A 15,382-nucleotide genomic window follows, 5' to 3' on the forward strand; every position below is an offset into this window, starting at 1 on the left:
CGGTCCGGCGTATTCGATCGCCGAAAACGACACGGGCATGGCAGCCCGTGCGCGAAGTGTCCTCGGTAGTTCCAGAGTACTCCGCGGACAGGCCGGACGGACCGTACGGCCGACGGCGAACCAGTCCCGTACGCCTGTGCCCGGAACCGCTGTCCCTGGGGCAACGGTCAAGTCTGCCGCGCGCGGGTGCCGGTGTCGATGAGGATCTGTTCGGCCCGCCTCCCGCTGTCGGCCCGGACGGCCTCGGCCATGGCCGCGCGTGCGGCGTCGGGTGTCGCGTGCGGTGGGATCACGAGGAGGGAGAAGAGATCCTGTTCGCCCCGGGTGATGAGCACGGTGTCGTCGCCTACCGGGAAGGAGTCGAGATGGACGACGCGGCCGTCGATGGTCATCCGCGTCGGCAGCGCTTCCCAGGCCCCGGTGTCCAGGCCGACCCGGGTGACGGGCCCGAGGTGCTCGGTCAGTGCGGTGATCAGGCTGGGGAGTTCGGCGGTGATGTCGCGGGAACGGGGCCACCACACTCCGTCGAGCACGCCCCGCCGGTCATGTGTCGTCTCCAGCCGTACGACAGCTGTCCCGGGCCGCACGGCCTGGTGGACGGCGTCCGGGAGGAGCCTCGTCACACGTGGGGAGCCGGAGTCGAATTCGACCATCGCACTCACCTGCCCGCCTGCCTGGAATGAAGGGGTTCAGGTGGATTCCTCGTTCTCACGGTACTCCCCGGCAGTAGGGTGAGGTATCCGGCCCCCTCCCGTACGGGGACACCGAACCCCGAGGTCGCCATGCAGGCCATGCAAACACCTTCGGACGAGTACGCCGAGGTCCGGGTCGTCGCCGCATCCCCCGAGGTCGCCCGTCGGGTCGCGGAGATCCTCCGCCGTTGCTTCGACACGACCGAGCAGCGCAGCTATCCGGCTGGCCCGGACGGCGGGACCCTCCTCGACCTGACCGTGGACACCACCCACGCGGCGGAACCCGCTCGGTCGTGGCTGGAGACCAGCCGGTCCGCGGGGGCGGCCCCCGGCGAAAACGGGACGCCGTCCCGGAACGGTCCGCGCGGCCCCGTCGGGGAGTAGCGTGAACTCACCGGGAGCACTTCGTACACCGACTCCGATGCCGGTGTCGTTCCCGGTGAGCGACAGCACCGGGCAACTGCCCTTGAGCAGCGGTCCGGAGACGGGTCTGCGCGATGTCCGCGACCATCCCTCGCCCCCACCCGTGATCGTCGCCCTGGCCGTTGGAGTGGGCACTCGATGCCGACGAAGTGTTTCGGTCATACGATGACAAACAGGTCCACCACCCGCCGGAGTCCGCACAAACCAGGGAGCAGGGCATGATCCGTTCAGCCGACATCCGCGAGTGGCGCAACCAGGACGTGGTCGACGTCAAACAGCGTCGGATCGGCATGCTCGAAGCGGTCTACGTGGACACGGCCACCGACGAACCGGCCATGGCGACCGTCCGGACCGGGCTGCCCACGCGCCACCGGCTGGTCTTCGTCCCCCTCGACGACGTGGTCCTCGGGCCGGGGTACGTCCAGGTCTCGTACGACAAGGGGCGGGTGCGGAAGGCTCCGTCGATCGGGACGGACGACGTGCTGCCCGCCGAGCAGGAGGAGGAGATCTTCCGGCACTACGGCATGACGTACCGGCCGGGAGCCGGGGGCGAGCGTCAGCTCGCCCGGCGCTGAGGCGGTCCGGCGTGCCGGCGCTCTTTCTGCTGCTGGTCCTGGTGGCCGTCGTCCTGGGAATCATCGGTGCGGTGGCCGACGGGCTGGGTTTCCTGCTGGTCATCGGCATCGTGGTCTTCGTCGCCGACCTGGTCTTCTTCGGCGCGCGGGTGTCCCGACGCGCCCGGCGGCGCCCCGTCCGCTGATCGCGTACGGGACGCCGGTCGTCCGTGCGGTTCAGTCCGTGAGGTGCGCGATCGACAGGGTCGTGGTCGTCGGGGAGGTGCCCGACATCGCGGAGCCGTAGTCGGGCGTGGCGGACGCGAAGGCCCAGGCGAGGCTGCCGTCGGGGAGGGTGGCTATGTCTCCGGCCATCCGGGCGTCCACGACCTCGTCCGCCGCGACCGGCTTCCCGGTGGCGTCGACGACGCGCAGGTGGGTGCCGGTGAACTTCCCGGTGCAGGTGCCGTCCTTGCAGGTGGCGTCGGCGACGCTCTCCCAGGAGACCAGCAGGTTCTTGCCGTACGGGGTGACGCGGACGTTGCGGTGATCGGTGCCGGGGTCGTTCGTCAGCGCCACCACGCTGCCCGGTGTCGAGGCGTCCTTCAGAAGCGCGAGCGCCACCTGGTGGGTGTCCGTCTTGGGGGTGACCGTCCAGCCTCGGCCGCTGCTGTCCGCCGTGTTCTTGACCGCCGAGGCCGCTCCACGGGAGGCGAAGGCGGTGGCGTATCCGCCGGTGGACGTCTTCACCAGGTCACCGGAGTTGCCGGGGTACGCGCCGCCGCAGTAGCCCGCCCAGCACTGCTCGCGCTGGACGACGGGGGCGTCGTCCGGAGCGCTGATCCCGGTGCTGACGAACAGTCCGGAGCGCCAGTCGTCGAAGCAGAGGGACGGGAAGTCGCCGGAGGCCGCCGGGGCCAGGGCGATGCCCTCGTTGTGGCTGCAACCCCAGTCCCAGCCGCCGGACTTCACGGCCCCGGTGTCGTCGACGTAGGCCAGCTTGTCGCCGTAGTGGCCGTCCGCGAAGCCGCCCGCGCCGTGCACGACGAAGTAGGCGCCGTACTTGCTGCCGTTCCACTTCAGCGCGCCGTCCAGCACCGGCGAGGTGTCGTTGCTCGCGGTGCCGGTCAGCTTCTTGCTGAACAGGGCGGAGCCGTCCTTGTAGCGGATCAGGGCGGCGGCCGTGTCACCCCACTTGTTGGTGTCCGGGACCCTGGTCAGCAGCGCGAAGCCGTCGTCGTGGGCGACGAGTCCGCCGACCTCCTTCGTGTCCGGGACCACGGTGTCGGTGCCCTGCCGTGCCAGGGCCGGTGACAGCGAGGTCACATGGACGCCGTCGGACGCCGGCCAGGCCACCCGTACCGAACCGTCGGGGGCTGCCTGGGTGTCGACGCGGGTCCACTCCCGGAGCTGGTTGTAGCCGGGCTCCTGGTAGCCGAAGGCCACCGGCAGGGTCACCTTGGAGACGCTGAGCTTCTGGGCGAGCGTCGCGCTCGTACCCGTACTCGCGGAGGCGGAAGGCGAGGCGACCGGGGCGGCGGAGGCAGATGCGGAAGGTGAGGCGGTGGCGGAGGGCGTCGCCGATGTCGACGGGCTCGCAGAAGCCGTACCGGTTCCCGTACCCGTACCGGGAACCGCCGCCAGCTTCCACTGCTGGTTGCCGCCGCCGTTCGCCTTGTACTGGATGATCCCGGCACCGTCGGCGGTCGAACGCCCCCTGACGTCCAGCACCTTGCCGCTGTTGCGGTTGACGACCTTGACGGCGCCGCCGGTCAGGTCGGTGATCTTCCACTGCTGGTGCGTGGCCCCGGAGTCGGCCGACTGGTCGACCGCGGCCTTGTCGGTCTTCGAGGCGCCCCTGACCTCCAGCGCCTTGCCGCTGTTGCGGTTGACCAGTGCGTAGTAGCCGCCGCTGGTGGACTTCAGCCGCCACTGCTGGTTCGCGCCGCCGTTGTCGGTGCGCTGGACGGCCGCCGCGCCGTCGGCGGTGGAACCGTCCGCGACCTCCAGCACCTTGCCGCTGCTGACCGACACCAGACGGTAGTAGGCGGTGGAATCGATCGTCGCGGCCTGGGACTCCGGCTGGGAGAGCAGCAGATACGGCCCCACCACCGCCGGCACGCCGATCAGCAGGCCGGTCACGGTCCAGCGTCTGCGGTGCCGGCCGCGCGGTCGCCGCCGGGTGCCGGCCGCCCGGTCCGTGCGGCCGGGCTCCTTGATGTCGCTCATGCGCTGGATCTCCTTGGACGCGCCACGTACGGGTCGATCCACGAGCCGACTCGTGGATCGGCTCGTGGATCGATCGGTAGTGGCCGCCGAGGAGAAGAAGGTTGCCGGGCGCGGTGCCCTTATGCCGCCGGGCGGGTGCCCGGCACCGCTCCGTGGCCGATCTGCTCGGGAATGTCACTGTCCTGGCCGTACACCTGGACCCGGTAGTACGAGGTGGCCCCGGCCGGTGCCTCCGTGTCCAGGTAGGAGACCGCCGTGCCGGGAAGGGTCGAGGTCAGTTCGTCCCACACCTGGGTGGTGGTGTTCCAGCGCTGGATCGCGACCGAGGACGGTTCCGGGCAGAAGTCCCACTGGCAGGCCCACGCCCAGGTGAGCAGCACACCGTCCGCCGAGCCGCTCGCGGCCAGGGTCATGGAGTTGCCGAAGCCCGCGCCGATCCAGGGCAGCACCTTCGCCTCGGAGCGGACGCCGGCCGCGTTCACCGCCACCACCGCGTAGTAGCCGTTGGAGTGGTCGACCATCGCGTCGGTGTCCGTCACGGTGGCGGCGGCCACCGGCTGCTCCTGGATCCGGATGCCGGGGTGGGCCGCGTCGTTCCAGTACCGGTAGACCAGGTACCCGGTGGCGTCGGGCACCGGCTGCCAGGACAGCACCACCGTCAGGTCACCGGTCCGCCGTCCCGTGAGGTCCGCGGGCCGGGCGGGACGCGTGACGTCCTCGGCGTACGGGCGTACCGCGCAGGTGTCCTCGGAGAAGTTCGAGCGGACGCCCGCCGCGCTCACGGCGATGACCCGGTAGCAGGCGGGGACGCCGGCCGGTGCGCCGGTGTCGGTCCACTCCGGGGCGGCCGTGGCGGTGAGGCCGTCGACGGCCTTGATGTACACGGCGTCCGTCTCGGTGCGCCGCCAGACCTCGTAGCTCGCCGCGGCGGGGTCGTTGAGCGGCCAGGTCAGCCGGATGCCGTCGGCGGTGGCCGCCGCGGCCGGCATCTCCGGGATCTGCGGGGCGCCGGGCAGCGGCCCGTCGTTCGAGTCGGGCACGTCGACCCAGATCCAGTCGCTGTAGTTGCCCTCGAAGCCGCGCACCCGCAGGCAGTAGCGGGACTTGCGGTACGGATCGGTGTCCAGGTAGTAGGAGTCGACCGTCTCGAAGGTCCAGGTGCCCATGTCGCACACGCCGCCGTAGGTCGTGCGGAACAGGTAGTAGCTGTAGACCTCGGACGGCGGGGAGTCGTTCCAGTCGAGCAGGATGCCGGCGGTGGAGGGGTCGCGGGTGGCGGTCAGTCCGGTGGGCGCGGGCGGCTCGGGCGCGGGCGGGGCCAGCCGCTGGAGCCGCACGACGGTGCCGGCGGAGCGATTGCCCAGCTGGTCGACGGAGACGACCCGGTAGTACGGGCTGGCATCCGCGGCGATCGGGCTGTCGGTGAGGGTGCAGCGGACCAGCTCACCGGCGTCCGGCAGGGCCGCGCACTGGGGCGTGCGGGCGCTCCCGCTGTCGGTGAACGGGCCGTCGGCGCTCGTGCTCCGGGTGATCTGGTAGCCGGCGAAGTCCTGCTCGTAGCCGGGCCAGCCGGTGGTGGTCCAGGCCAGGGTGGCGGTGGTGCCGCCGACGGGTGCGGTGACCTCGGGCGCGGCGGGCGCCTGGGGCGCGGTGGTGTCGGGCGGCAGCGGACGGCTGACGGAGACCGGCTCGGTCCAGGCCGAGTACGTGCGCGATGTGCCGCCGTCGATGACCTTGCCGACGGCACGCACCCGGTAGTGGCGGGTACCGCCCGCGGGCAGGCCGGTGTCGGTGAACCACGGCATGGTGCGGGGGGTGTCGGCGCCGACGAGCAGGTCCCAGGGGCCGGAGGCCGAGGAGGCGGACTGCACCTGGTAGCCGGCGGTCAGACCGTGCACGGGGCTGCCGAACGGGTTGGCGGTCCAGTCCAGCACGGCCTTGTCCTCGCTCGACGAGCCCATGAGCCCGGTAGGGCGCTGCGGCGGGTACAGCCCGGTGTCGGGGCGGAGCGCGGAGGCGACGGTCTGGGCGTACTCACCGGGTTCGGTGGTGGCCGGGGCGGACTCGTTGCCGGCGGTGTCGACGGCGGTCACCTTGTAGTACGCGGTGACGCCGATCGGGGCGCCCGTGTCGTCGTACCCGTTGTCCTGGACCACTCGGGCGTCGGCGCTCCGGATCCGGGTCCAGGGGCCGCCGGGGGCGGTGGCGCGGTAGATGTGGTAACCCGCGAAGGCGTCCGTCGTACTGAAGTCGTCGTCCCAACTCTGGCCCCAGCTCAGGAAGTTATGGCCGAGTTCGTCGCCCTCGTCGGGTACGCCGTTGCCGTTGAGGTCGATGTCGCCGAAGCCGTCGGCGCCCAGGATGTCCGGGGCCTTGGGCGGGGTCTTGTCGGCCGGGACGGCGGAGACGTCGGCCGAGGCACGGGACTGGTTGCCCGAGCGGTCCACGGCGGTGACGGCGAACCAGTACTTGGTGCCGTTGCGCAGCCCGGTCGAGTTGAACGAGTTGCCGGTCAGCAGGGCGGAGCCGCTGACCCGGTGGGCCGTGTCGATCTTCACGGGGGTGCTGGTGGAGCGGTAGACCCGGTAACCGGCCAGGTCCGCCTCGGCGTTGCGCGCCCAGCTGACGGTCGCCCTGGCGTCGCCGGGCGTCGCCTTGGCCGAACCGGGGGCCAGTGGGGCCACCTTGTCCGGGGTGGTCGGGGCGAGGCCGGCCGAGACGTTGGCCGAGCCCGTGTAGGCCACGTAGTCGACCCGCACGGTGTGGGTCCCGGCGGGCACGGTCACCTTGACGCTCGCGCGCTGCGTGGAGGCGTAGTCGCGCCACAGGTTGACGTACCGCTTGCCGTCGACCCAGACCCGGATGCCGTCCTGGGCGGCGGTCTTCAGCAGGAAGGGGCCGCCACCGCCGAAGTTCCTGCGCATCGTCCAGCGGACGCCGAAGCGGTCGTTGGGCAGGGAGATCCCGGCCGGGTGGCCCTTGCCCCAGTTCTCGCTGACGGCCTTGTCGCACAGGGACTTGCGGGGTGTGCCGGTGAGGGTGGTGTTGGCGTAGTAGTCCGCCTTCCACACCCCGGCGGCACAGCTCACGGCCGCGACCGGCACCGTGTCCGGCCCGGCCTGGGGCGCGGACGGAGGCTGCACGGTACTGACGAAGAGCGCGGCCCCGGCGGCGGTGACCGGCAGCAGCAGCCGGTGCGGCGCTCGGACACGGGAACGCGGGGGAACGGGTCTGCCCATACGGGGCGGCATCCTTCCTCGGGCCCGGGGCAGCACCAACTGGCAGGACGGATCGGATGGTTCCCCCGGGTGATCACTTTTCCTGCCCGGCGATGATGACATGCGCACAGTTGTTCGCGCGCCAATTCGTGCAGAACTCGTACAGAGATCGTGTCCGCGTGTGGAAGCGGTGCGATGCGGCTCAGACCGGTTCGAGTCGCCGGTCCCCGTCCCGCCGCGATTCCGGTTGCGGTTCCGTTTGCCCGGGCGGCGCCTGCTCCCTTTCCCACTCTCCGGTCGTGCGCAGATAGGCGTCGACGACCGAGATCATCGCCAGGAGGATCAGGGGGCCGAAGACCCACGGCTGCCCGGCCAGCTCCAGCGACAGATAGCGGTACGACACCAGCAGCAGGGCGAAGACCGCCGTGCCGTGGGCGACCAGTTGGATTCCGGATCGGTCCCAGCCGCGTGCGTGCGCGCGCAGGGCCCCCTCGACCGTGAGCGCGAACACCACACCGGCCACGAGATCCGCGCCGTAGTGGTAACCGAAGCCCAGGGTCGCGGTGAGCGTGGCGATCAGCCAGAACGTGCCCGCGAACCGCAGGAACCGCGGCCCCTTGCGGGAGTGGATGAAGATCGCCGTGGCCCACGCCGTGTGCAGGCTCGGCATGCAGTTGCGGGGCGTGATCCCGTCGTACGGCATCGGCTGCGGGACGCTGTGCGGCGGGAGCGTGTTGGGCCACAGGTCGGCCACCGCCCAGTGCCCGCCGCCCGTGCCGAAGGCGCCGGTGCCGTAGGCGAAGACCGGGCCGACCACGGGGAAGATCATGTAGATGCCGGGGCCCAGGACGCCGATCGCGAGAAAGGTGCGCACCACGTGATGGCGGGGGAAGCGGCGCTCGGCCGCGACGTGGCGCAGCTGGTACAGCGCGACGAGGACGGCGGCCACCGCGAGCTGGATGTAGACCCAGTCGAGGAGATGGGCGCCGACGGGGCCGGTGGCCCGGACGATCCGGCCGACGACCCACGCCGGGTCGCCCAGCGCGTGATCGGCGGTCGCCACGTACTGGTCGAGCACGAACGGGCGGGTCTTCGCCGTGATCAGCAGCCAGGTGTCGCCCGCCTTGCGCCCGGCCACCAGCAGCAGAGCGAGCCCGACACCCTTCAGCAGCAGGACCCGTTCCCGGCCGGTGCGGCGCGTGACGGCGACGACCCCACAGCCGAGGACCACCCACAGCGCGCCGTTCCCGAAGCAGTGCCCGCCGCCCGTACCGGCCCCGGCCGCCCATCGCACCAGCGCGAAGACGAGGTCGATGCCGACCGCCGCACCGGCCGCGACGAAGCGCTGCCGCCGGGTGAGCACCACCGTCATCAGCGCCATGCTGGCGTACAGCAGAGGCCCCGACTTGGGAGCGAACACGACCTCCCGCGCCTGGTTGGTGATCGGCCCCGGCAGGCCGTGGCGACGTGCGGCGATCTCCAGTGCGAGGAGGAATCCGCCTACTGCCACGGCCGCCACGGCCCAGGGTCTGAAGAAGGGTATTCGCGACGGCATGGACTGCTTCCCCCTGGTTTGCCGGACTGTTGCTCGGTGTTCATGGCTTCCGGCAGAGGAAGAGGGAAAGATCGGCGTCCGGGTTCCCGTCGGGGTTCCGTCGGTCGGTCAGCGTTGCGGAAGAAGGACTTCCTGCTGGACGTCCTGTTGGTCGGCGTCCTGCTGGAGGAGGACGTCCGCCGCCCGTTCCGCGAGCATCGTCACGGGGGCGTGCGTGTGGGCTCGTACGATGCTCGGCATGGCCGAGGCGTCCACGACGCGCAGGCCCGTCAGGCCCCGGACCGCGAAGGTCGGGTCGACGACCGACTGTTCGTCCGTGCCCATCCGGCAGGTGCTGACGAGGTGGTGGATGCTGCCGCCCGTGGCGCGGACGTAGGCGGCGATGTCGTCGGCGTCCTCGGACAGTGCTCCGTCGGTGAGCGGCTTGCCGAGCCACTCGGCGAAGTCCGGCTGCCGCAGGACGCCTTGGGCGGCGCGGACCCCCGCCACCAGGGTCGCCAGGTCGTCGCCGTCCGGGTCCGAGAGATAGCGCGGGTCGATGACCGGGGCTTCGTGCGGATCGGCGCTGCGGAGCGTGATCGCGCCCCTGCTGCGCGGGCGCAGGAGGATCACGCCCAGGGCCATGCCGTGTTCGGCGGTCCGCTGGTGCTCGCCCAGGGGAAGCACCAGGTGGACGACCTCGATGTCCGGGGCGTCGAGCTCCTCGCGCGTCCGCAGGAAGAGCAGGGCCTCGGAGATGATCGAGTCCAGGGTGCCGTGGCGGTCGCGCAGATACTGGTCGATCTGCTCGGCCGACGCCCCTGATCCGGGCGACCAGAACCCCATCGCCTCGAAGGCCAGCGGGACGAGCAGATGGTCGGTCAGGTCCCGGCCGACGGACGGGAGATCCCGTACGACGGGAACGCCGTGCCGGGACAGCTCCTCGGCCGGGCCCACGCCCGACAGCAGCAACAGGTGGGGGCTGCCCACGGATCCGGCGGAGAGGACGACCTCGCGCCGGGCGCGGATGATCTCGGTGCGCGCGCTTCCCTCGGCCTCCGCCTCGATCTCGACGCCGATCGCCCGGGTGCCCTCGAACACCACCCGGCGTACCAGGGTGTCCGCGAGGACGGTGAGGTTCGGGCGTTCGCGGGCCGGCGTGAGGTAGGCGTCGGCGGAGCTGTGGCGGAGGCCGTCGCGGTGGGTCGCGCGGGCCAGGGCGTAGCCCTCCTGGACCTCGGCGGCGGGGACGTGCCCGAGGCGGGCGCACGCGTTGGTGAACGCCGGGGTCACCGGCAGCGGGTAGCGCAGGCCGGCCAGGCTGATCCGCTGCTCGGCGCGCTCGAAGTAGGGCTGGAGGGTGTCGTGGTCCCAGCCGTCGAGGCCGGCCTCGGCCCAGCCGTCGTAGTCCGCGCGGTGGCCGCGGGTCCACAGCTGTGCGTTGATCACCGAGGAGCCGCCGACCGCCTTGCCGCGCGGGATCGGTATGGTCCGGTCGGCCAGGCCGGGCTGCGGCGCGGTGGCGAAGTCCCAGTCCAGGTCGCCGCCGAAGAGGCGGGGGAACAGGATCGGCACCTGGACCTCGGGGCGGGTCTCCGGTGTTCCCGTGCCGGCCTCGATGAGCAGCACCTGTGTCGTGCCGTCCGCGCTGAGCCGGTCGGCGAGCACGCATCCGGCCGAGCCGGCGCCGACGATCACATAGTCCCACTGGCTCTCGCTGCTCACTTCGCTCACCTCACTCACTTCGCGACCGCCTCTCGGCTCCGGTCGAAGGCCACACCCCAGGTCGTGCTCCTCAGGCGGCGATTCTCGGTCATGACGACTCCATTCCTTGCCGTGTGTTCACTGTCTGTGTGCGTACGCGTGTGCTTCAGCGGGTCGCGGGTACGCCGTCCCCGGTGGCGGGAGCCGGGGCCTGGGCCTGCGCGGCCTCGGGGTGCCGGTCCCGCAGGACGTGGCGGAGCAGGGCGAGGCCCGCCAGCAGGGCCACCAGGCCGCACACGCCGTTCCAGCCGAAGGCGGAGTACGCCCGGACGCCCAGCCAGGATCCGGCGCTGCCGCCCAGGAACGCACAGGTCATGTACGCGGTGTTGAGGCGCGAGCGGGCCTCCGGGCGCAGCGCGAAGATACGGGCCTGGTTGGCGACCTGACCGGACTGCATGGCCACGTCGAGCAGCAGCATCCCCGCGCCCAGGCCCACCAGACCGACGGCGCCGCCGAGATGACCGGTGAGGAGCAGGGCCCCCGCGGCGATGGCGCCCACCATGCACACCAGGTTCACGGGGTCGGGGCCGAGCCGGTCGACGCGCCGGCCCGCGACGGGCGTGGCGAACATGCTGGCCGCGCCGACCAGGGCGATGACGCCGACGGCCGGGGTGCCCAGGTCGTAGTGCGGGCCGGTGATGTAGAGGGCGAGGGCGGTCCAGGCGGCGCTGAACGCGGCGAACACCAGGACCTGGTACTGGCAGGAGCGGCGCAGCAGCGGTTCGGTGCGCAGCAGGTGCAGGGAGGCCGCGATCAGGGCCGGGTAGCGCTGGTCGGTGCTCGGCGTGGTGTGCGGGAGGGCGGCGGCCAGCGCGAGGGTGAGGATCAGGACCAGGCCCGCGGCGACCAGGTAGGGGGCGCGCCAGCCGAGCCATTCGCCGAGGGTGCCGGAGAAGGTACGGGCCAGCAGGATGCCGCCGATCAGCCCGGAGAGCAGGGTGCCGGTGACCGCGCCGCGGTGTTCAGGGTCGGTCAGACCGGCCGCCATCGGGATGAGGATCTGCGGGACGACCGTGGTCAGACCGACCAGGGCACTGGCGACGGCGAGGACGGGCAGCGAGTCGGCCGCGCCGGCCAGGACGAGGCCCACGCTGGTCACCAGCAGCAGGGTGGTGACCAGCCCCCGGTGGCGGAGCCGGTCGCCGAGGGGGACGAGCAGGAAGAGGCCCGCGGCGTAACCGAGTTGGGCGCACGTGACGACGACGGCCGCGGAGGCGGGGCGTACGTGCAGGTCGTCGGCGATCAGCGGACTGATCGCCTGCGGGAAGTAGATGTTGGCCACCGCGACGCCGCAGGCGACGGAGAGCAGCAGGATCAGCGGCCGGCTCAGCACCGGCGGCGCAGGGGAGGGAACGGCAGAAGCCACGACACACCTCGACCAGGAAGGGAGAAATGAGAGGGGTGGCACCGCCACCCCAGGGAACCGTTTTAACCGGTTCCATCAACGTACCAGTAATACCGGTTCCGCAGTAGGCTGTCTGCCATGACCGCATCCCCCGCACCGCAGACGTTCCGATTCCGCAGCGGCTCCGGACGGATCTCTCTGGACTTCATGCGGACCCTGAGGCTGCGCGGCCTGGACGGTGTCACCGAGGAACTGGACACCCCCGAGGCGCTGACCGCCTGGGTCGTCCAGCTGGGCCCGTACGCCGAGGACACCGTCGTCCCGGTTCCGTCGCGGGCCGTGCTGCGTCAGGCGCGGGAGGTGCGGGAGGCCGTCCACACGCTCCTGACGACGGCCCGCGACGGCGGCGGCCCCGCCGGATGCCCTGCGGAGGTCCGTACGCTGCTGAACCGGGCGGCCTCCGCCGCGCCGCCGGTGCCGGTGCTCGACGACCACGGCAGGCTCGTCCACACCGCCGCGGACCCGGTCGGCGCGGTGCTCTCCGACATCGCCCGCGACGCGCTCACCCTGGCGACGTCCCCCGCCCTGGAGCGGGTCCGCGCCTGCGCCGGTCCGGCGTGCGCGGCCTGGTTCCTCGACACGTCACGCCCGGGCAACCGGCGCTGGTGCTCGATGGACGCCTGCGGGAACAAGGCGAAGAAGACGACGTGGCGGACGAAGCAGGTGACAGGTACGAGGGCCTAGGTCGTGTCCGCAAAGTGGTGGGGTCGTTGGTCTGTTCGTGGTGCGTCGTCATGAGCTGATTGATGAGTCGTGGGCGGTGATTGAGCCGTTGCTGGCTCCGTCGAGGATGGGCAGACCGGTGCGCGATCGCCGCCAGGTGGTCAACGGGATCCTGTGGAAGCTGTCCACGGGGGCGGCCTGGAGAGATCTGCCTGAGCGGTACGGGCCGTGGAAGACGGTCTACGAGCGTTTCCGCCGCTGGTCGCAGGACGGTACCTGGGACCGGCTGTTGGCCCGTGTCCAGCAGCACTGCGACGCTGTCGGCGCCGTCGACTGGACGGTCGTCTGCGTGGATTCCACCACTGTGCGGGCCCACCAGCATGCGGCCGGAGCCCGAAAAGGGGGCTCTGGCCGGGCGAGGCGATCGGACGGTCCCGCGGCGGGCTGACCACGAAGATCCACCTGGCCTGCGACGGGCAGGGCCGGCCGCTCGCCTTCACCCTCACCGCCGGGAACGTCAACGACTGCACCCAGTTCGAGCAGGTCATGGCCCGCATCAGCGTCAGCCGGTGCGGGCCCGGCCGACCCAGATCGCGGCCCGAGCGGGTCGTCGCGGACAAGGGCTACTCATCCACGAAGATCCGCTCCTACCTGCGCAGACGAGGCATCAGAGCAGCGATCCCCGAACGCATCGATCAGATCAACGGCCGCATCCGGCGCGGCGAGAGCCGCTGCCGACTCAACCGGGCCGCCTACCGGCGCCGCAACGTCGTCGAACGCTGCTTCAACAAGCTCAAACACAACAAAGCCCTCGCCACCCGCTACGACAAACGCGCCCGCCACTACCAGGCCCTCGTCACCATCGCCTGCCTACGACTCTGGCTCCCCTGACATTGCGGACACGACCTAGTACGAGTACGTCACTGGACCGGGCGGACGAAGGCGCGGTCGACGTACACCAGCGCGTCCCTCTCCACGTCGGTGACGCAGTCCAGCACATGGCCGATGAGCATGCTGTGGTCGCCGCCGTCGACGACGTCGTGCAGCCGGCACACGAGCCGGACCGCCGCCTCGGGGATGCCGGGCAGCCCCCGTTCGAGCGGGACGGTGTCACCGGCGGCGAACCGGTCGACACCGGAGGTCGCGAAGCGCCGGGCGATGTCGGACTGGTCGTGGGCGAGCACGTTGACCATGAAGTGCCCGGCGGAGGTGAAGGCGGAGTGCGTGCTGGCCTTCTTGTCCAGGCTGACGGTCACCAGCGGCGGGGCCAGGGACAGCGAGACGAAGGAACTCGCGGTGAAGCCCCAGCGGCGGCCGGCCTCGTCGACCGTGGTGGTGACGACGACGGGCCCCGGGACACGGGCCATGGCACTGGTGAAGTCGAGCTCTCGGGTGTCGGTGTCGGTAGGCATGGGATACGGCGCCTCCTCGAACGAAGTCGGGAACAAAAGGGGTTGGTCATGCGGCGGGTCATGCGGCCAGTTCGCCGCTGCGGAAGTCGGCACCGGCCAGGACGTCGAGGAAGGACCGGGCCCAGTGGTGGACGTCCCGTTCGCGGACGTGCCGGTGCAACTCCCCCATACGGAGCCTGCGTTGGGCCTCGTCCAGGTGCAGGGCCGCGGCCATGACGTCCTGGAGTCCGGCGAGATGGTGCGGGTTGACCAGGAGCGCCCGGGTCAGTTCGTGCGCGGCGCCGGCGAACTCGCTGAGCACCAGCGCCCCGCCGAGGTCCGGGCGGGCGGCGACGAACTCCTTGGCGACCAGGTTCATCCCGTCGCGCAGGGGCGTCACCAGCATCACGTCGGCGGCCCGGTAGAGGGCCGCGAGTTCGGTACGGTCGACGGTGGTGTGCAGATAGTGGACCGGCACCCGGCCGACCGTCCCGAACGTCCCGTTGATCCGGCCGACCTGCGCCTCGATCCTCGTACGCTGACGCCGGTAGTGCTCGACGCGCTCCCGGCTGGGGGTGGCGATCTGGACGAGGACGGCGTCCCGTGCGGTGACCCTGCCCTCGGCCAGGAGCCCCTCGAAGGCCCGCAGTCGCTGTTCGATGCCCTTGGTGTAGTCGAGCCGGTCGATACCCAGCATGATCCTTCTGCCGTCGCCCAGTTGACGGCGGATCCGCCGGGCCCGTTCCCGTACGGCCTCGCTGCGGGCCAGGGTGTCGAGGCCGGCCGCGTCCACCGAGATGGGGAACGCGCCGACGTGTACGTCCCGTTCGGGCAGCCGTACAGTCCCCGCCACCGGCGTACGGTGCGGACCCCCGACGCCGCCGACGCCGTGCAGTCGACGTACCAGCCGCAGGAAGTTCTGTGCGCCGCCGGGCAGTTGGCAGCCCACGAGGTCCGCGCCGAGCAGGCCCTCCACGATCTCGGTGCGCCAGGGCAGTTGGAGGAAGAGTTCCGGGGGCGGGAAGGGGATGTGCAGGAAGAAGCCGATCCGCAGATCGGGCCGGAGGGCCCGCAACAGGGCCGGGACCAGCATCAGTTGGTAGTCCTGGACCCACACGGTGGCCCCGGGCCCGGCGACGCCCGCCGTGTACTCGGCGAACCGCCGGTTGACCCGGTGATAGCTCTGCCACCACGTCCGGTCGAACTCGGGCGCCGCCACCGCGTCGTGGAACAACGGCCACAACGTGGCGTTGGAGAAACCCTCGTAGTAATCCCGGTGTTCGTCGGCATCGAGGGGCACGGGATGCAACCGCACCCCCTCGTGCCGAAAGGCGGCGGGCGTACTGCCGGTAGTCCCCGCCCACCCCACCCAGGCCCCCCGCCGCCCCCGCAACACGGGCTCCAGAGCGGTGACAAGCCCACCGGGACTGCGCCGCCACTCCCCCGACTCCAGATGAACGGGAAGACGATTGGCGACGACGACAAAATCGGCGTCCGTTTCCATTTCCC

Annotated in this window: 12 protein-coding genes and 1 pseudogene; 5 read left to right on the forward strand and 8 right to left on the reverse strand. The window is 71.4% G+C overall.

Annotated elements, in window-relative coordinates:
• Positions 1–167: 167 nt before the first annotated feature.
• The gene (locus tag OG787_RS22505) at positions 168–653 is read right to left on the reverse strand and encodes a DUF5994 family protein (protein ID WP_369030246.1); all 486 of its coding nucleotides are present in this window, start codon (positions 651–653) and stop codon (positions 168–170) included.
• 129 nt (positions 654–782) lie between these two features.
• Between OG787_RS22505 and OG787_RS22510 the strand changes: the two genes are divergently transcribed.
• The 3 genes from OG787_RS22510 to OG787_RS22520 all read left to right on the forward strand — a co-directional run bounded on the left by OG787_RS22510 (position 783) and on the right by OG787_RS22520 (position 1,875).
• Positions 783–1,076 (forward strand): hypothetical protein, encoded by a 294-nt coding sequence (locus OG787_RS22510; protein WP_405536187.1) that lies wholly within the window; start codon positions 783–785, stop codon positions 1,074–1,076.
• Between the two features lie 257 nt (positions 1,077–1,333).
• Entirely contained in the window at positions 1,334–1,690 is a 357-nt protein-coding gene (locus OG787_RS22515) for a PRC-barrel domain-containing protein (protein WP_369030244.1), read from the forward strand.
• 11 nt (positions 1,691–1,701) lie between these two features.
• Positions 1,702–1,875 carry a hypothetical protein gene (locus tag OG787_RS22520; protein WP_369030243.1) on the forward strand — a complete coding sequence of 58 codons (174 nt, stop codon included), beginning with the start codon at positions 1,702–1,704 and terminating at the stop codon, positions 1,873–1,875.
• 31 nt (positions 1,876–1,906) lie between these two features.
• Here OG787_RS22520 and OG787_RS22525 read toward each other — a convergent pair whose 3' ends face one another.
• The 5 genes from OG787_RS22525 to OG787_RS22545 all read right to left on the reverse strand — a co-directional run bounded on the left by OG787_RS22525 (position 1,907) and on the right by OG787_RS22545 (position 11,780).
• Positions 1,907–3,898: an RICIN domain-containing protein gene (locus OG787_RS22525; RefSeq protein ID WP_405536188.1), complete on the reverse strand. Its 1,992-nt coding sequence runs from the start codon at positions 3,896–3,898 to the stop codon at positions 1,907–1,909.
• A gap of 119 nt (positions 3,899–4,017) precedes the next feature.
• Positions 4,018–7,137: a fibronectin type III domain-containing protein gene (locus OG787_RS22530; RefSeq protein ID WP_405536189.1), complete on the reverse strand. Its 3,120-nt coding sequence runs from the start codon at positions 7,135–7,137 to the stop codon at positions 4,018–4,020.
• A 181-nt stretch (positions 7,138–7,318) separates the two neighbouring features.
• Complete coding sequence (locus OG787_RS22535) at positions 7,319–8,671, reverse strand: phosphatase PAP2 family protein (protein ID WP_369030240.1); 1,353 nt, start codon at positions 8,669–8,671, stop codon at positions 7,319–7,321.
• A 108-nt stretch (positions 8,672–8,779) separates the two neighbouring features.
• Positions 8,780–10,375 (reverse strand): GMC family oxidoreductase, encoded by a 1,596-nt coding sequence (locus OG787_RS22540; protein ID WP_405536190.1) that lies wholly within the window; start codon positions 10,373–10,375, stop codon positions 8,780–8,782.
• A gap of 145 nt (positions 10,376–10,520) precedes the next feature.
• A complete protein-coding gene (locus OG787_RS22545) occupies positions 10,521–11,780 on the reverse strand; it encodes an MFS transporter (RefSeq protein WP_405536191.1) in 1,260 nt (419 codons plus the stop codon).
• A 117-nt stretch (positions 11,781–11,897) separates the two neighbouring features.
• Here OG787_RS22545 and OG787_RS22550 point away from each other — a divergent pair, with 117 nt between their 5' ends.
• Together OG787_RS22550 and OG787_RS22555 are read left to right on the forward strand one after the other, a co-directional pair.
• Positions 11,898–12,503, forward strand: coding sequence for a CGNR zinc finger domain-containing protein (locus OG787_RS22550; protein ID WP_405536192.1), 606 nt, complete (start codon positions 11,898–11,900; stop codon positions 12,501–12,503).
• 40 nt (positions 12,504–12,543) lie between these two features.
• Positions 12,544–13,373: pseudogene (locus tag OG787_RS22555) on the forward strand (IS5 family transposase).
• Positions 13,374–13,402: 29 nt separating this feature from the next.
• On the opposite strand, the gene OG787_RS22560 reads toward OG787_RS22555, so the two are convergent.
• The gene (locus OG787_RS22560) at positions 13,403–13,894 is read right to left on the reverse strand and encodes a flavin reductase family protein (RefSeq protein WP_369030237.1); all 492 of its coding nucleotides are present in this window, start codon (positions 13,892–13,894) and stop codon (positions 13,403–13,405) included.
• Between the two features lie 58 nt (positions 13,895–13,952).
• Positions 13,953–15,377, reverse strand: a complete 1,425-nt coding sequence (locus OG787_RS22565; protein ID WP_405536193.1) for a trehalose-6-phosphate synthase — start codon at positions 15,375–15,377, stop codon at positions 13,953–13,955.
• Positions 15,378–15,382 lie beyond the last annotated feature (5 nt).

Origin of the sequence: Streptomyces sp. NBC_00075, assembly GCF_045041225.1 — a bacterium.
GTDB lineage: Bacteria > Actinomycetota > Actinomycetes > Streptomycetales > Streptomycetaceae > Streptomyces > Streptomyces adonidis.